This is a genomic window from Dactylosporangium sp. NPDC050688 (assembly GCF_040654515.1).
In the GTDB taxonomy this organism is placed as follows: Bacteria; Actinomycetota; Actinomycetes; order Mycobacteriales; family Micromonosporaceae; genus Dactylosporangium.
The window spans coordinates 64,432-80,654 of sequence record NZ_JBFAIC010000029.1; the positions used below are offsets into that span (position 1 = coordinate 64,432).

14 protein-coding genes are annotated in these 16,223 nt (G+C 74.6%); 2 read left to right on the forward strand and 12 right to left on the reverse strand.

What is annotated here, in order from left to right:
- Positions 1–44: 44 nt before the first annotated feature.
- The 10 genes from AB0H83_RS26020 to AB0H83_RS26065 form a co-directional block, all read right to left on the reverse strand.
- Positions 45–1,307 carry a nucleotide sugar dehydrogenase gene (locus tag AB0H83_RS26020; RefSeq protein ID WP_360098775.1) on the reverse strand — a complete coding sequence of 421 codons (1,263 nt, stop codon included), beginning with the start codon at positions 1,305–1,307 and terminating at the stop codon, positions 45–47.
- An 89-nt stretch (positions 1,308–1,396) separates the two neighbouring features.
- Positions 1,397–2,170 (reverse strand): hypothetical protein, encoded by a 774-nt coding sequence (locus AB0H83_RS26025; RefSeq protein ID WP_360098777.1) that lies wholly within the window; start codon positions 2,168–2,170, stop codon positions 1,397–1,399.
- Positions 2,171–2,216: 46 nt separating this feature from the next.
- Entirely contained in the window at positions 2,217–4,034 is a 1,818-nt protein-coding gene (locus AB0H83_RS26030; protein ID WP_360098779.1) for a DUF4012 domain-containing protein, read from the reverse strand.
- Positions 4,015–5,235, reverse strand: a complete 1,221-nt coding sequence (locus AB0H83_RS26035; protein WP_360098781.1) for a glycosyltransferase — start codon at positions 5,233–5,235, stop codon at positions 4,015–4,017. Before AB0H83_RS26035 ends, AB0H83_RS26030 begins: the two co-directional genes overlap by 20 nt.
- Positions 5,220–6,515, reverse strand: a complete 1,296-nt coding sequence (gene wzy, locus AB0H83_RS26040) for an O-antigen polysaccharide polymerase Wzy (RefSeq protein WP_360098783.1) — start codon at positions 6,513–6,515, stop codon at positions 5,220–5,222. The genes AB0H83_RS26035 and wzy overlap by 16 nt, the downstream gene beginning before the upstream one ends.
- Complete coding sequence (locus AB0H83_RS26045; protein WP_360098785.1) at positions 6,505–7,824, reverse strand: lipopolysaccharide biosynthesis protein; 1,320 nt, start codon at positions 7,822–7,824, stop codon at positions 6,505–6,507. Before AB0H83_RS26045 ends, wzy begins: the two co-directional genes overlap by 11 nt.
- Positions 7,821–8,981: a glycosyltransferase gene (locus AB0H83_RS26050; protein WP_360098787.1), complete on the reverse strand. Its 1,161-nt coding sequence runs from the start codon at positions 8,979–8,981 to the stop codon at positions 7,821–7,823. Before AB0H83_RS26050 ends, AB0H83_RS26045 begins: the two co-directional genes overlap by 4 nt.
- On the reverse strand, positions 8,978–9,601 hold the full coding sequence (locus tag AB0H83_RS26055) for an acetyltransferase (RefSeq protein WP_360098789.1): 624 nt from the start codon (positions 9,599–9,601) through the stop codon (positions 8,978–8,980). Before AB0H83_RS26055 ends, AB0H83_RS26050 begins: the two co-directional genes overlap by 4 nt.
- On the reverse strand, positions 9,598–10,203 hold the full coding sequence (locus tag AB0H83_RS26060; RefSeq protein ID WP_360098791.1) for a sugar transferase: 606 nt from the start codon (positions 10,201–10,203) through the stop codon (positions 9,598–9,600). The genes AB0H83_RS26055 and AB0H83_RS26060 overlap by 4 nt, the downstream gene beginning before the upstream one ends.
- A complete protein-coding gene (locus AB0H83_RS26065) occupies positions 10,200–11,309 on the reverse strand; it encodes an aminotransferase class I/II-fold pyridoxal phosphate-dependent enzyme (RefSeq protein ID WP_360098793.1) in 1,110 nt (369 codons plus the stop codon). The genes AB0H83_RS26060 and AB0H83_RS26065 overlap by 4 nt, the downstream gene beginning before the upstream one ends.
- Positions 11,310–11,321: 12 nt before the next feature.
- Here AB0H83_RS26065 and AB0H83_RS26070 point away from each other — a divergent pair, with 12 nt between their 5' ends.
- Entirely contained in the window at positions 11,322–11,831 is a 510-nt protein-coding gene (locus AB0H83_RS26070; RefSeq protein WP_360098795.1) for a low molecular weight phosphatase family protein, read from the forward strand.
- Here AB0H83_RS26070 and AB0H83_RS26075 read toward each other — a convergent pair.
- Positions 11,791–13,212 carry a polysaccharide biosynthesis tyrosine autokinase gene (locus tag AB0H83_RS26075; RefSeq protein ID WP_360098797.1) on the reverse strand — a complete coding sequence of 474 codons (1,422 nt, stop codon included), beginning with the start codon at positions 13,210–13,212 and terminating at the stop codon, positions 11,791–11,793. The genes AB0H83_RS26070 and AB0H83_RS26075 overlap by 41 nt on opposite strands.
- Before the next feature lie 164 nt (positions 13,213–13,376).
- Between AB0H83_RS26075 and AB0H83_RS26080 the strand changes: the two genes are divergently transcribed.
- Positions 13,377–15,239 (forward strand): polysaccharide biosynthesis protein, encoded by a 1,863-nt coding sequence (locus AB0H83_RS26080; RefSeq protein ID WP_360098799.1) that lies wholly within the window; start codon positions 13,377–13,379, stop codon positions 15,237–15,239.
- Here the strand turns inward: AB0H83_RS26080 and AB0H83_RS26085 are convergent.
- Positions 15,199–16,188: an NAD-dependent epimerase/dehydratase family protein gene (locus AB0H83_RS26085; RefSeq protein ID WP_360098801.1), complete on the reverse strand. Its 990-nt coding sequence runs from the start codon at positions 16,186–16,188 to the stop codon at positions 15,199–15,201. The genes AB0H83_RS26080 and AB0H83_RS26085 overlap by 41 nt on opposite strands.
- Positions 16,189–16,223: the final 35 nt, after the last annotated feature.

The following is a 16,223-nucleotide window of genomic DNA, read 5'->3' on the forward strand; positions in this document are numbered from 1 at the left end:
GGCCAAGCTACCCGACGATCGTGACGCCGCCTCACATTGACGGACTACAGCCGTTCGACGGCATCGCCGTGGCAGCGGGCCCTGGTGTCGAAGATGTACCGGGCGTGCCGCTCGACCATGGCGTAGTCGAAGTCGTCGTGGTCGGTGAGCAGCACGACGGCGTCGGCGGCGGTCAGCTCGGCCGGGGTCAGATCGACGAGGGTCACGCCCCCGACGTGGCCGGTGTCGCGCTGCGACGCGTGCGGCTCGACCGCGTGCACGTCGGCGCCCTGGGCGACGAGCAGCTCGGCGACGGCGCGGGCCGGCGACTCGCGCAGGTCGCCGACGTTGCTCTTGTACGCCAGGCCCAGCAACAGGATCCGGCTGCCGTTGACCGGCTTGCAACGGATGTTGAGCCCGGCGGCGAGGCGCTGCACGACGTAGCGGGGCATCCCCTCGTTCACGTCGTTGGCCAGCTCGATGAACCGGAAGCGCTGCCCGACCTCGCGCTTGACCTGCCAGGACAGGTAGGACGGGTCGATCGGCAGGCAGTGCCCGCCGACGCCGGGTCCGGGGTCGAACGCCATGAACCCGAACGGTTTGGTGGCGGCGGCGCCGATCGCCTCGCGCACGTCGACGCCGAGCTGGTTGGCGACGATGGCGAGCTCGTTGACCAGGGCGATGTTGATGTGCCGGAACGTGTTCTCGAACAGCTTCGTCAGCTCGGCGGTCCGCGGCGCGGAGACCGGCACCAGGCGCTCGACGAAACGCTGGTAGAACCGCATCGTGGCGGCCAGCGACGCCTCGTCGATGCCGGAGACGAGCTTCGGCGTGTTGTCCAGGTGCCAGGTCGGGTTGCCGGGGTCGATGCGCTCCGGGCTGTACCCGAGGAAGAAGTCGTCGGGCGTGCTGAGCCCGGAGGCGTGCTCGAGCAGCGGCCGCAGCACGGTCTCGGTGGTGCCGGGGTACGTGGTGGACTCGAGGATGACGGTGCAACCGGCCCGCAGGTGCGGGGCGAGCTGCAGCGCGGCCTGCTCGATGTGGCTGATGTCGGGCACGCCGTCGGTGAGCGGCGTCGGCACGGTGATCGCGCACGTGTCGAAGCCGGCGGCGTCGGCGTAGTCGTCGCTCGGGCGGTACCGCCCGGTTTCCAGCGCCCAGGCGAGCCGGTCGTCCGGGACGTCCTCGACGAAGGAGATGCCGGCACCGAGGGCCTTGACCCGGTCGGTGTCGACGTCGAGCCCGACGACGTCGTCGCCCGCTTCGACCGCCCGCATGGCGAGCGGCAGGCCGACGTAGCCCTGCCCGATGATGACTGTTTTGCCCATGATCATCCTAAGGGTAGGAACACTCGACCCGCCGGCCGAGGTGCGGCCGGCGGGTCGAACGCATTGGCGTGTTGGTTGGTGGCTGGCAGCTACGAGATGCGGCGGCGGCGCAGGATGAAGCCGCTGCCGAACAGCGCGGTGAGGCCGAGCAGGCCGGCGACCAGGTCGGCGCCGTGGGCGGTGTTCGTCCGGTCCTGAGCGGCGAGGTCGTCGCCGCCGGCGGTGGCACCGGCCCCGTCGAGGGCGGTCTCGTTGGCGGACAGCCGGAACGGGCTCCAGCCGCCGAAGAACGGGCCGTAGAAGCCGGCCGGCCGGTCGCCGCCGTCCCAGCGGCCGTCGTGGCCGCCGTTGTTGCGCACGCCGTTGCGCACGCCGTTGCCCAAGGGCGTGCCGGCGAAGAAGTCGTCGCCACCGAAGCTGTACGAGCCGCGCCAGGCGAGCACCCGCACGGTGGCGGAGGCCGACTGTCCCGACTTCTTGCCGGTGACCTTGATGGTGGCGTAGCCCGGCGACGTGAGCCGGACCTTGGCGGAGAACTTGCCGTCCTCGTCCGCGCGGCGGTCCCCGCTCACCCTGGCCGGGAACGGGCTGTCGAAGCCGCCCGAGTGCCGGGTGATGCGGTACTTGACACGGATCGAGATCGGCTCGCCGGGAAGGAACCGCTTCCCCGCGATGCGGACCGCGCCACCGGTGCTGACGGTGGCGGAGCTCACCCTGATGGCGGGTTCCGGCGCCGGATAGTTGGCTGCTGCCGCAGCGGCTCCACCGGGCTCGGCGTGCGCTGCGGTCGGTGCTCCCAGCACTGCCGCCGCGACGAGTGCCCCCGCGAGGGCGGTCAATGCGGATCTTGTTCGGGGTCGCATAAATTTCACCGTAGACTTCGCATCACCCCGATATGGGCATTTTTCATCATTTGCCGCATGTCTCGGCGGATTGCAACCGAAGCGTCCAGGGTCCGATGCCGGGCGTGGTGACCAGCCGCGGCGTGAACGCGGCACCCGGCACCGGCAGCGGGCCCGTGATGAGGTTCAGCTCCAGCGTGCTGCTGCGCCCCGGCGCCAGGTCGACGGTGAACACCGCGACGGTGCGCCCCAGCTCGACGCCGCTGCCGTAGTCGACCGGCGCGCCGTCCTGGGTGGCGTCCACCGGCGCGCCGCCGCTGGGCAGGTACACCATGACGTTGGTGCGGATGGTGTACTCCCCGGCCAGGCCGAGGCCGAGCACGCTGCGCGGCAGCCCGGAGGCCGGCGCGGTCGAGGCGAGCTTCACCGTGAGGATCAGGTGCCGGGAGCCGTCCTCCAGGCACTCCCCGGCGCGCAGCTGCGCCTCGCGGGTCATGTAGTAGCCGAGTTTGGCGCCCGTGCCGTCGTTGAGGAACACCCCGACGGTCGGGTGGGCGCCGTCCTCGGCGGGCAGGGTGCCGGCCAGAACGGTGCCGGCGATCTCGGCCTGCTCCTGCGGGTGCGCGCTCCAGGCGAGCAGCCGCCGCTCCTGCGCCGCCTGCCGCAGCGCCGGCACGAGCTTCGTGGTGGAGAACGCGGCCGTGGTCAGCTTGTCGAAGACGGCCTTCGCGGCGCCGGCGAAGAACGCGTCCTGCGCGGCCTGGTCGGCGATCGTCAGGTACACCTCCGACAGCAGCCGCCGCACCGCGGTCGGCCCGGTCAGGGGCGGGCCGCCGGCGACGTCGACGGGCCCGGTCGCCTGCAGCAGGTAGGCCAGCGCCACGGGGTCGGTGGCCATGACGCCGTCGACGGCGCGGCCGGAGCGCAGCCGGTACATCTCGCGGTACAGCGCCGCCGCGGTCGGGAAGTCCGGGGTCAGGTTCACGTCGGCGGGGAACGTGCCGAGCCGGTCGGTGTGCAGCTCCTCCTGGTCGGGGTCCAGCGGTAGCACCGGCTCCGGGAACGTGCCGATGCCGGTCGCGGCGGCGCCCTGCTCGACGATGCTGATCGCGCCCCGGTCCGCCCGCAGCACCACGTACGCGCCCATCATGCCGCCGGTGGCGCGCACCTCGGCGAGGTTCTGGAAGAGCATCAGGTAGGTCCGGGGACCGGCGGCGCCGAGCATGGCGGGCAGCAGCCTGGCCGCGCGGGCGACCGGCTCCAGCAGCGGCACGACCCGCCGCAGCCCGTCGTCGAGCCGGTCGACGGCGGCGCGGACCCGCGGGGTGAGGCCGTCGCGGTCGAGGGCGGCCAGGCGTTCCTGCGCCGAGCGGGCCAGCGCGCCCGCGGCGGTGAGCTTCGGCGCGGCCGCGGTGACCGCCGCCAGCCCTCGGGGGTCGTGGTCGCCGGCGAGCGTCGACTGCAGCCCCCCGGCGGCGTCCAGCAGCGGCGGCAGGACCCGGTCGGCGAGGTCGTCGACGATCCGGGCGACCGCGCCGACCGCGGTGAGGTCGTCGCCGGCGACAGGGGCGGAGGTGCCGAGACCCCAGGTGATGCCCTGCGTGTCGGCGCGGGCAGCGTCCGTCTGCCGGCGCAGGTCGGCGGTCGTGCGGCGGGCGGCGGTCAGGTCGCCGGCGCGCAGCGACCGCTCCAGGGTGCCGACCAGCGTGGCGGCGCGCTGCAGGTGCCCGGCGGCGGAGCCGGCCACGACGAGCAGCCGCAGGCCGAACCCGGCGGCGAGCACCAGCACCACGGCGGCGGCGAGCACCACCTTGCGCTGCCGGGTGCGCAGCAGCGCCCGCAGGTGCGGCCGGACCCCGGTGATCTCAGTCGAGCTGTCGGGCACCGCCGACGACCTCCTTGACCTGTTCTGGCTGGGTGATGACGCGCAGGGCGCAGTAGAAGCCGGTACGGCGCCGGGCGAGGGTGTCCGCGGCGTAGCCGCGGGCGCGGGCGAGGTTGCGTCTCGACGCGGCCGCGGCCGCCGCCGGGTCGGCGACCAGGGCGGTGATCGCATAGGCGAGGGCGACCGGGTCGTCGGGCGGCACCAGGTGCGCCGGGTCGAGCAGTTCCGGGGTGCCGCCGACGCGGGTGCCGACCGCGGGCAGGGCCCTGGCCATCGCCTCGATCAGCGCCCGGGGCAGCCCCTCGGTCCGTGACGGGAGCACGAACAGGTCGGCGTCGTCGAGGAACAGCCGCACGGCCGCGCCGGGCGGGACGGCACCGGCGAACGCGACCCGCCCGCCGAGGCGCCGCTGCCGGACGAGGCGCTCCAGGTCGGGGCGGCAGCGGCCGTCGCCGAGGTGCACGAGGTGCGCCTCCAGGCCGGCCCGCACCAGAATCGGCAGCGCCTCGATGAGGGTGTCGATCCCCTTGTACGGCATCTCCAGCGAGCCGACGGAGACCAGCCGGACCGCGACCTTGGGCGAGGCGGCGGCGCGCGGCCGGTCGACGAACGCGGTCTCGTCGAGCTGGATGCTGGAGTACGCGGCCGTCACCGCCCCGGGCGCGGCCGGGTACCGCGACTGCAGCGCCCGCTCGGTGACGTAGGCGACGGCGACGGCGGTGCGGCACTGGGAGCGCAGCCTGGCGGTGAACCAGGCGCGCAGCAGCGGGCGCAGCGGGTGGCGCATGACCTCGGGGGCGAACACGTCGTAGGGGTCGCCGACGACCTCCAGGCCGAACGGCAGCCCGCGGCGGCGCAGGCGCCGGTGCAGCAGCGTGCCGATCGGCGAGGGTACCCGCAGCAGGGCGGCGTCGCCGGGCTCGACCGCGCTGCGGACGGCGGCGCGCACCCCGCGCAGCCGCAGCAGGTACTGCAGTGGGCCCACGTAGTGCGGCACGGCGTGCACGGTGACGTGCTCGCCGTCCACGCGCTGCGCGTCCGGGGGGCGGCCCGGCCGCTCGGCGACCCTGGCCACGACCCGGACCTCGGCGAAGACGGTCAGGTAGCGCTGCCAGAAGTCGTACGCGCCGCCGGTGGTGGACCAGACCCGGCCGTCCGGGGTGCGGACGTACCGCTGCTCACAGCTCACGACGAGACGCACCGCGCCGTCACCTCCTCCTCGCTGCGGACCGAAACGCTGTGGACTGAGACGCTGCGGACCGAGACGCTGCGGACCGAGACCAGCCGCAGCACGCCGTAGAAGACGAGCCCGTAGACGCAGGTCTTGAGCAGGCCGGCGCTCTCGCCGCGGAAGCCGTACATCCAGGCGACGGTGAACAGCACGCTCGCGTACGCGTACACGGGCGCCCGGTCGAGGCGGTTGATCAGCAACCGGTGCACCACGGTCAGGCCGGCGAACAGCACCGGGATGCCCCACAGCCCGTAGTTCAGGTACGCCTCGCCGGTGAGGGAGAAGCCGTAGCCGGACGCGCTGCCCGGGGCGTACCGGTCGACGAGCCACTGCGCGAGCGGCGGCTGGGCGTGCCCGGGCACGAGGTTGACGACGGCCTGCCAGTAGGTGGCGCCGTGCGTGAACGGGTCGACGGCCGGCACGTGCGTCATGACCCACGTGTCGACGAACAGCACGGAGCCCTGGTTGAGCACCTGCGTGGTGCCGGTGGTCCCGCCGCCGCGGAGGTTGAAGATCGCGGTGGCGCCGAGCAGCAGGGCGATGCCGTAGCCGGCGGGCCTGGCGAAGGAGCCGCCGCGGGCCAGTTCCCGGTGCAGGATGATGCTGAACAGCACGAAGACGAAGTCGCGTTCGCCGGTCGACAGGCAGTAGGCGACGTAGACGACGAAGTTCAGCCGGTACGTGAAGCGCCCGGCGCCGCTGCCGTTGGCCATGAAGTACAGCGCGCAGGCGAACATCTCGAACAGCAGGTAGTCGTAGTGGCCGGGGCCGGCGACACCGATGCGGTCGATCTTGGTGCCGGCGAGGAAGCCGGTGCCGCCGAGGACCAGGATCGTCGTGGCGTAGAGGGTCAGGGCGACCAGCACGACCGGCAGCAGCGGGAAGCGGTGGGTGGCGCCGCCCGCACCGCCCGCGCCGCCGGCACCGCCCGCACCGCCCGCGCCGCCGGCACTGCCCGCGCCGCCGGCACTGCCCGCGCCGGTCAGGTCGCGGCGCTGCCGCACGAGCAGGCCGCCGGCGAGGACCCCGGCGAAGGCGAGCAGCAGCCCCAGCGCCGCCCGGTCGATGAGCGCGGTGTTGGTGCCGAAGTAGATGGAGCCGCCGAGCAGGTAGCTGACGACCGGGCCGAAGCCGAAGAGGAAGAAGTACGCGGCGATGTAGGCGAGCACGTCGCGGGCCCCGCCCACCAGCAGCAGCACCGGGATCACCAGCCCGGCGAGCAGCACCGCGTACCAGGGGTCAAAGCTCACGCCGCAGCAGCTCCCACTTCAGGCCGGCGTGGACGGCGGCGGCCGCGGCGGTGGCCCAGGCCGCGCCGGTGATGCCGTAGCGGGGCACCAGCACCAGCGCGGCCAGGACAGCGGCGGCCAGGACGGCGGCGTTGACGGCGAGCTGGCCGGTGAAGCGGCGCACCGCCGACAGGGCGGCGTCCAGCACGAAGCAGGTGGCGGCGACGGCGGTGGCGACGGTGAGGACGGTGAGGGTGCCGGCGTCCTCGGCGTACACCTCGCCGTAGACGGTCCGCAGCAGGTCCGCGCCGAACAGGTCGGCGGCCCACACGGCGAGCACGCCGGCGAGGGTGACGCCGGTGAGTGTCCGGCGCACCAGCGCGGCGAAGCGGTCCCGGGCGCCGGTGGCGCGCAGCTCGACCAGGCGCGGCAGGAGCGTCTGCGCGACGGCGGAGACGAGCACGTTGCCGGTGAGGACCAGGTACCCGGCGGCGGCGAACGCGCCGAGCGCGGCGGCGCCGAGCTGGTCCTGCAGCGCGTAACGGGGCACGTTCGCGGTCAGCGAGGCGAGGCCGGAGGCGAGGCCGAGCGGCAGCGCCGTCCACACCAGCGCGCCGGGGCCGGGCGGGCTGGAGCGGTGCCGGTGCCGCTTCGGCACGCTGACGCGGGCGTCGGCGTCCAGGACCCGGGAGGCGAGCGGGGCGCAGCAGCCGAGCCAGGCGATGAGCGAGCCCATCGCGGAGCCGGCCGCGGCCCAGGCGACGCTGCCGGTCGCGGCGAGCAGCACCGCGGTCAGGCCGATGGTGAGCGCGCCGTTGACGAGCTGGGCGACGGCGACCGCGCGCTGGTCGTGGTGGCGCTGCAGCAGGCCGAGGTAGATGTCGCCGATGCCGTCGAACGCCTTGGCCAGCCCGACGAGGATCACCACCGCGGCGGGCAGGTCGAAGATCCACACGGCGGCGCAGACCGCGGCGGCGGCGACGGCCATCCCGCCCGCGCGGACCCGCAGGTACCGCCGGAACGGGTGCTCGTGGACGGTGTCGGTGACCAGGACGGTGCGCAGCGACAGGTTCGCCAGCAGCACCAGCGGGGCGCCGACGGCCAGGCCGAGCGCGTAGTCGCCGACCATCGCCGGGGTGCCGAGCCGGGCCACGACGACGAGGACCAGCCACTGGCACAGGGCGTAGCCGGCGTTGCCCGCCACACCCCAGCCGACGTTGCGGGCGAAGGACGGCCGCCGCGCGTGCCGGACCCGGGGGCGCACGGACGGGCGCAGCGACTGGCGGCCGGCCGGGCGGGCAGCGGAGTTGGCGGGTCGCAGCTGGGTCATCTTCGGGCGGCCCGTTCCAGCACGTCGGCGACCGCCGCGGCGGCCCGGTCCTGCGCGAAGCGCGCCTCGGTGTGCTCCCGGGCGAGCTGCCCGCGGCGGCGCAGCGCGCCGTTGCGGAACTCGGCGTGCGCCTCGTGCAGGGCGGCGACGAGCGCGTCGACGTCGTCGCGGGGCACGGTCCAGCCGGTCGACGGGGCGACGGTCTCCGGCAGTGCCCCGGCGTCGGAGACGATGCTCGGCACGCCCATCGCGCCGGCTTCGAGGGCCGCGCCGTGGTTCTCCGACAGCGACGGGCTGATGCTGACGTCGGCGGCCGCGTAGCAGTCCCGCACGTCCAGGACCGAGTCCTGCCAGTCGATGCTGGGGTCGGCGGCGACGCCGAACCGGCGCATCAGCGCCCGTTTGTGGGTCTCGCCGGCCGGGGTGAAGCCGCCGCCGAGCAGGATGAGCCGGGCGCCGCCGGACGTCTCCCGGCGGAAGCGCTGCCAGGCGGCGAGCAGTACGTCGTGGCCCTTGATGCCGCGGCCGCGGTGGGTGAGCCGCTTCGGCGGGTACACGTAGGCGACCATGCAGGCGGTGAACGTGCCGGCGGCGACGCCGAACGCGTCCCGGCAGGCGGCCCGGTAGGCGGGCGACGGCGGGGTGAAGTGTGCGGTGTCCACGCCGTACGGGATCGCGGTCACCCGGGCGCCGGGCATGCCGATGCGGCGGTAGAGCGTCGCGGTGTGCTCGCTGCCGCCGACGACGACCGCGTCGAGGCGGCACAGCAGCCGCTCCACCAGCCGGATCAGCGGCGACTCGAGGTACAGCGGCCCGGCCACCATGTGCACCCGCCGGGCGGGCAGGCCGAGGCTCGCGATCCGGGTGGCGAGCGCGGAGGCGTACAGGTGGTAGTGCAGCACGTCCGGGGCGAGGGCGCGCAGCTGGCCGCGCAGGCCGAGCAGCCCGGCGGCGGTGGCCGGCGCGGGGCGGAACCGGAAGTCGAACGCGGACTGCACGACGTCGATCCCGCGGTCGTGCAGGGCCTTGCGCAGCCGGCCCTCGCTGCCGGGCGGCAGGACCGCGACCACCTCGTGGCCGCGCCCGCGCAGCTCGTCGAGGTGCGGCAGGGTCCACCGGCCGCCGTCGTCGGTCTTGACGATCATGGCGACCTTCATCGAGCCGGTACCCCTTTCACGGTCGTCTTCGGCTCGACGTCGCGGGTCACGCACGCCCCGGCGCCGACGGTGGCGCCCTCGCCGACGTGCAGGCCCTGCAGCACGCAGGCGGTGGTGCCGATGAGCACCTCGGGCCCGACCCGGCAGTCGCCGGAGATCGCCGCGAGGGGGTTGACCTGCACGAAGTCGGACAGTTCGGTGTCGTGCCCGACGGTGCAGTTCTGGTTGAGGTGCACGTGCCGGCCGATGCGCACGTTGGTGGTGACCCGGGCGCCGGCGAACGCGACGAACCCCTCGCCGACGCTGGCGTCGGGGCCGATCGTCGCGGCCGGGTGCACCAGGGTCGCCGCGGCGAGGCCGTGCAGCCGCAGCCGCTCGTCGAGCCGGGCCCGGATCCGCGGGTCGCCGATGCCGATGACGTAGCCGATCGAGGGCCGCTCGTCGCCGAGGCGGGCGCTGGGGCCGAGGAACGGCACGCCGAGCGCCGAGACCCGGTCGAGGTTGCGCTGGGTGGGGTTGTCGTCGACGAAGCCGCGCACCGGCAGGCCGGCGGCCCGCGCGATGGTCAGGATCTCCCGGCCGTGGCCGCCGATGCCGACGATGACCAGTCCGTTCTTCACGACTGCCGTCCCGCCGCCGGAGCGCGCAGCTCGTGGCCGGTCGCCGAGCCGGTGGCGGTGACGCCGTCGCGGCGCAGCACGGTGCCCAGGGTCGCGGCGAGGATGCGCAGGTCCATCCGCAGCGTGCGGTGCCGCACGTAGTGCAGGTCGTGGGCGAACTTCTGCTCCCACGTAAGGTTGTTACGGCCGAGGACCTGGGCCAGGCCGGTGATGCCGGGCCGCACGTCGTGGCGGTGCGCCTCCCGCGCGGTGTACCGGCCGAGGTACGCACTCGGCAGCGGCCGCGGGCCGACGAGGCTCATGTCGCCGCGCAGCACGTTCCACAGCGCGGGCAGCTCGTCGAGGCTGGTGGAGCGCAGGAACCGGCCGGCCGCGGTGAGCCGCCCGGCGTCGCTGCCCGGGTCGAAGCCGGGCGCCGCCGCGGGGCGCATGGTGCGGAACTTGACGAAGGTGAACGGCTGCCCGTGCAGGCCGGTGCGCTCCTGCCGGAACAGCACGGGCGCGCCCATGGTGCAGCGGACGAACACGGCGGTGGCCGCGATGACGGGGGCGAGGACGACGGCGGCGATCCCGGCGCCGGCGAGGTCCAGGGCGCGGTTCACAGGAACCCGTCGATCGCGTCGAAGATGCGCTGCTGCGCGGCGTCGGTCAGCTGCGAGCCGCTGGGCAGCGCCAGCCCGGTCGCGAAGAGCCGGTCCGCGGCGCCGGTCAGCCAGGCGCGGGCGTGGCGGTACACCGGCTGCTGGTGCATCGGTTTCCAGACCGGCCGGGTCTCGATGTCGTGCCGGGCGAGGTGCGCGCCGAGGTCCGCGGCGCGCCAGCCGGCGTCGCGCTCCTCGACGGCGATGACGGTCAGCCAGCAGTTGGAGCCGTGGTCGGACTCGCCGACGATGCGCACCCCGGGCACGCCGGCGAAGGCCTTGGCGTAGCGCTCGCGCAGCTGCCGGCGCCGGGCGAGCATCCCGTCCAGGCGCGACAGCTGGGCCCGGCCGACCGCGGCGAGCAGGTTGCTGAGCCGGTAGTTGTACCCGACGTCGGCGTGCTCGTAGTGCGGCACCGGCCGGCGGGCCTGGGTGGACAGGTACCGGCAGCGTTCGGCGAGCGCGGCGTCGCCGGTGACGAGCATCCCGCCGCCGGACGTGGTGATGATCTTGTTGCCGTTGAACGACAGGGCGGCGGCCCGGCCGAACGACCCCGCCGGGCGCCCGTCCCGGCTCGCCCCGAGCGCCTCGGCCGCGTCCTCCAGCAGCGGCACGTCCAGCGCCTCGAGCCGCTGGTTGTCGGCGCAGGCGCCGAACAGGTCCACCGGGACGACGGCGCCGACGTGCCGCCCTCCGCGGCGAAGGTCGGCGACCGCCCGCTCGGCGAGGCCCGCGTCGACGTTGCCGGTGTCGGGCTCGCAGTCGACGAAGACGGGCTCGGCGCCGGTGTAGACCACGGCGTTGGCGGTGGCCGCGAACGTCAGCGTCGGCACGACGACCGCCTGCCCGGGCCCGACGCCGAGGGCGAGCAGGGCCAGGTGCAGGGCGGCGGTGCCGGAGCTGACCCCGACGGCGTGCGCGGTGCCGCACCGCTGGGCGATCTCGGCCTCGAACGCGTCGAGATCCGGCCCGACGGGCGCCACCCATCCGGACCGTAAGGCGTTGACCAGGTAGCGCTCCTCGGTGCCCGACATGTCAGGCGCCGACAGGTGGATGCGTGTGTTCATCGGGGGCTTTCCATGCTGTTCGTGTGTCGGGCCAACCTGTGCCGGTCGGCCATGGCGGAGCGGCTGGCCCGCGCCGCCGGCCTGGACGCCGCGAGCGCGGGCACCCACTCGGTGCCGGAGCTGGACATGCCGGCGGAGGCGAAGGCGGTGCTGCGCGGGCTCGGCGCGGACCCGGAAGGGTTCGCCAGCCGGCGCCTCGACGCCGGCCTGCTCGCCGGCGCCGACCTGGTGCTGACCGCGACGCGGGCCGAGCGGGCGCACTGCGTGACGCTGGCCCCGGCGGTGGCGGCGCGGACGTTCACGCTGCGGCAGTTCGGCCGGTACCTGGCGGCGCTGCCGCCCGGGCCGGCCACGCTGCGGGACGTCGCCCGGGTCCGGGGCCGGCTGCAGCCGGGCTCGCCGTCCGACGACGACCTGCCCGACCCGTACGGCGGCCCGATCGACGGGTACCGGGCCTGTGCCGCGACCATTGCGCCCATCGTCACCCTCCTGGCCGACCGGCCGCGTCGAGATCCCGGCTGAGCGGCGCGGGCCGCGCGGTGAGCAGCGGCGCGCCGGGCCGGGTGCCGTAGTAGGCGTACGTGTAGGCATCGTCGCCGCCGGCCTTGGCGCCGTTGAGCACCGCGCCGAAGAGCCGGGCGGAGACCGCCTCGATCGCCAGGACGGCGGAGCGCACCTGGGTGACGGTGGTCCTGCCGGCGCGGGTGACGAGCACGGCGCCGTCGGCGCGGCTGGCCACGACCGCGGCGTCGGTGACGACCAGCAGCGGCGAGGTGTCCACCACGACGTAGTCGAAGTCCTCGCCGGCGGTGGCCAGCAGGCGGGCCATCTGCTGCGAGCCGAGCAGCTCGCTCGGGTTGGGCGGGATCGAGCCGCTGGCCAGGACCCACAGGTCGCGGTCGCCCCACGGCTGCACGGCGGTGTCGAGGTCGACCTGGCCGACGAGCACGTTGGTGAGGCCGACGGCGCCCTCGAGGTCGAGGTACTCGGCGATCTTGGGGCGGCGCACGTCGGCGTCGACGAGCAGGACCCGGTGCCCGTTCTCGGCCAGCACGATCGCGAGGTTGCAGGCGATCGTGGACTTGCCTTCGTCGGGCAGCGCGCTGGTGACGACGATGCAGCGGGCCCGCCGGTCCGGGTCGACGAACTGCAGGTTGGTACGCAGGTGGCGCATCGCCTCGCCGCGCGGCGACCAGGCCGCGTCCTCGACCAGCAGCGGCTCCTGCCGGGCCCGGGGGTCCATCGGCACGGTGGCCAGGACAGCCTTGCCGGCGGCCTGGCGCAGGGTGGCCGCGGAGCGGACGCTGCTGTCCAGGATCTCCCGCAGGACCGCTCCGGCGGCGCCGACGAGCAGCCCCATGAGCAGGGCGACCGCGAAGTTGCGGGCGGGCTGCGGGGAGACGGGGTCGGTGCCGACGCGGGGGCCGGTGACGACGTCGACGCGGACGGTCGGGTTGTCCGCGCCCGGCGGGGTCTCCAGCACCGAGACGAGCGCGGCGAACCGCAGCGCGACGGCCTCGGCGATGCGCAGGGCCCGGTCGCTGCTGGTGTCCAGCACGGTGATGTCCAGCAGCACGGTGTCGGGCACGGTCCGGGCGCTGATGCGCTGCTTGACGCCGTCGGCGTCGAGGCCGACGGCGGGGTCGGACGCCACGGCCCGGGCCAGGCGGTCGCTGCGCACGAGGTTGACGTAGGACCGGGCGCGCTGCTGGGAGAACAGGCCGCCCTGGTACGCGTCGGTCACGCCGCTGCTCGGGGTGCTGACGAAGAACGTCACCGAGGCGGCGTACGTCGGCGCCGTGCGCGCGGTGACGACGACTGCGGCGACCAGGGCCAGACAGGCGGTCGTGGCCACCAGCCACCAGCGTTTCCGGACCGCGCTGACATAGTCGCGCAGCTCCATACGCCATGACCTCCCGTGTTCGCTTCTTTACGAAGAGTGACAGGTTGTCACGGCGTAAGAGGTGAAACGGTCTAATTTCCCCGATCTACGTTTTAGCCGGGTTTCACCCCACAAATCATGAAGAATGGTCGCAGTCGTGTCCGAAGGAGCTCCGGGGGGAACCGATGGACGACCACAGGCGGCCTTCGGGGCCCGCGGACTGGCCCGCCGACCTCTGTGCCTGGGCCGGTGGCCTAGCGCTCGCGGTCACCGTCGCGCCCGCCCCGCCGTCGCTGTTCACCACCGGCGTCGCGGTCGTCCTGGCCGCCGCGCTGCACACGATGACCGCCTGGCCGGTGCACCTGTACCGGCGCCGCTACGTGCGCGGCACGCTGCCGGAGCTGCGGGCGCTGGCGTTCACCGTCGCCGTGGCCGGCGGGCTGCTGTGGGCGCTGGGCGCGGCACAGACCACGGTCGCGGTGCTCGGCGCGATGACGGCCCTGCTCGCGATGGTCACCGGCCGCGCCGCCGGCCGGCTGCGGCGCGAGCGCCGGCTGCGGGTCGCCCCGGCGACCGGCCCGGCCGTGCCCGCGCTGGTCTTCGGCGCCGGCGCCGCCGGGCACCGCCTGCTGCGCTCGATGGCACACGACCCGCACTGCCGGTACCGGCCGGTCGGCCTGATCGACGACGACCCGGTCAAGCGCAACCTGCGCATCGAGGGCGTCGCGGTGCTGGGCGGGCGCGCCTCGCTGATCGCCGCGATCGAGCGCACCGGCGCCCAGGTCGTCATCTTCGCGATCCGCTCCGGCGACGGCGCCCTGCTGCGCGGCGTCCGCGCGATGGTCACCGCCGCGGGCCGGGAGCTCAAGGTCCTGCCGTCGATCAACGAGAGCCTCGACAACGGCCTGGACGGCACGGACGGCCCGGCCGGCGTGGCGCAGGTGCGCGACGTGCGCCTGTCCGACCTGCTCGGCCGCCGCCAGATCGACACCGACGTGGCCTCGATCGGCGACTACCTGACCGGCCGCCGGGTGCTGGTGACCGGCGCGGGCGGCTCGATCGGCTCGGAGCTGTGCCGGCAGCTGCACCGCTTCGCCCCGGCCGAGCTGATGATGCTCGACCGCGACGAGTCGGCGCTGCACGCGGTGCAGCTGTCGATCCACGGCCGGGCGCTGCTGGACAGCCCGGAGCTGATCCTCGCCGACCTGCGCGACGCCGCGTCGATCGCGGAGATCTTCGCCGCGCGCCGGCCGGAGGTGGTGTTCCACGCCGCCGCGCTCAAGCACCTGACCCTGCTGGAGCGGCACCCCGCCGAGGCGGTGCAGACCAATGTGCTGGGCACGCTCAACGTGCTGTCGGCCGCCGCGGCGGCCGGCGTCGAGCGGTTCGTGAACATCTCCACCGACAAGGCCGCGAACCCGGTCAGCGTGCTCGGCTACTCCAAGCGGATCACCGAGCGGCTTACCGCGCACCGGTCCACCGCCGCGGCCGGCACGTACCTCAACGTCCGCTTCGGCAACGTGCTGGGCAGCCGCGGCTCGGTGGTGACCGCCTTCCAGGCGCAGATCGCCGCCGGCGGGCCGGTCACCGTCACCGACCCGCAGGTGACCCGCTTCATGATGACCGTCCAAGAGGCGGTGCAGCTGGTCATCCAGGCCGCGGCCCTCGGCGCCGGCGGCGAGGCGCTGGTGCTGGACATGGGCAGCCCGGTGCGCATCGACGAGCTGGCGCACCAGCTCGCCGCGCAGGCCGAGCGGCCGGTCGACTTCGTCTACACCGGGCTGCGCCCGGGCGAGAAGCTGCACGAGGAGCTCTTCGGCGACGGCGAGACCGACCTGCGGCCGCTGCACCCGCTCATCTCGCACGTGTCGGTGCCGCCGCTGGACCCGGCCCTCGCCCTCGCGCTGGACGTGCGCGCGGCACCGGCCGCGCTGGTCGGGCAGCTCGCCGACCTGTGCGTGGTGCCGCACGTGCCAGACCAGGCGCCGGACCAGGTGCCGGGCACGGCTACCGCGCTGCCGACGCTATCTGCCGCTCGTACCAGCTGACCGTCTCGGCGAGCCCGGCGGCCAGCGGGACGGGGGCGTGGCCGGGGAACAGCTCCCGCAGCCGGGCCGGTTCGGCCTGGGAGTCGCGTACGTCGCCGGGGCGGGCCGGGTCGAAGACCACCTCGAGCGGCCGGCCGACGAGCCCGCGGATCAGGTCGATCAGGTCGAGCAGCGAGGTGCGGGTGCCGAACGCCAGGTTCACCGGCGTCGGGCTGGTGACCCGGCGCACCGCGGCGTCGGTGAGCAGCCGGGCGACCGAGCCGACGAAGGTGAAGTCCCGGGTCTGCCGCCCGTCGCCCTGCACGTGCAGCGGCTGCCCGCGCAGCGCGGCGTCGGCGAACCTGGGGATCACCGCGGCGTACGCGTGCCCGGTGGACTGCAGCGGGCCGTACACGTTGAAGAACCGCAACGCGAGCACCGGCAGCCCGTAGGTGGCCCCATACGCCAGGACCGCGGACTCGGCGGCGAGCTTGCTGGCGGCGTACGGGCTCTGCGGCAGCGTCGGCAGGTCCTCGTGCTTGGGCAAGACCTTCGTCGGACCGTACACCGACGACGAGGACGCCACGATGATCGGCGTGCCGTCGCGCCGGCACGCCTCCAGCACGTGCATCGTGCCGGTGGCGTTGACCAGGTGGCTGCGCATCGGGTCGGCGACGGACCGCGGCACCGACGGCCGGGCGGCCAGGTGGATCACGACGTCGGCGCCGCCGACCGCGGCGTCGATCGCGGCCCGGTCCAGAATGCTGCCGCAGATCAGCATCGCGCCGACGCCGTCGAGGTTGCCTTCACTGCCGGTGCTGAGATCGTCGAACGCGACGACCTCAGCCACGGCCGGGTGGCTGACCAGCTCCCGGCACAGGTTTCCCCCGATGAACCCCGCGCCGCCGGTGACCAGAACTCTCATCGACCGGTGCAACGGCACCCGGGCGGCGCAGGTGACGCCACGCACGAGGTCACCGCTTTTCCGGATCAACCGGCCCTTTC

Bases quoted from the DNA above. Each gene is read 5' to 3' on its own strand.
- AB0H83_RS26020 (WP_360098775.1), bottom strand. From the start codon at position 1,307: ATGGGCAAAACAGTCATCATCGGGCAGGGCTACGTCGGCCTGCCGCTC.
- AB0H83_RS26025 (WP_360098777.1), bottom strand. From the start codon at position 2,170: ATGCGACCCCGAACAAGATCCGCATTGACCGCCCTCGCGGGGGCACTC.
- AB0H83_RS26045 (WP_360098785.1), bottom strand. From the start codon at position 7,824: ATGACCCAGCTGCGACCCGCCAACTCCGCTGCCCGCCCGGCCGGCCGC.
- AB0H83_RS26050 (WP_360098787.1), bottom strand. From the start codon at position 8,981: ATGAAGGTCGCCATGATCGTCAAGACCGACGACGGCGGCCGGTGGACC.
- AB0H83_RS26065 (WP_360098793.1), bottom strand. From the start codon at position 11,309: ATGAACACACGCATCCACCTGTCGGCGCCTGACATGTCGGGCACCGAG.
- AB0H83_RS26070 (WP_360098795.1), top strand. From the start codon at position 11,322: ATGCTGTTCGTGTGTCGGGCCAACCTGTGCCGGTCGGCCATGGCGGAG.
- AB0H83_RS26075 (WP_360098797.1), bottom strand. From the start codon at position 13,212: ATGGAGCTGCGCGACTATGTCAGCGCGGTCCGGAAACGCTGGTGGCTG.
- AB0H83_RS26080 (WP_360098799.1), top strand. From the start codon at position 13,377: ATGGACGACCACAGGCGGCCTTCGGGGCCCGCGGACTGGCCCGCCGAC.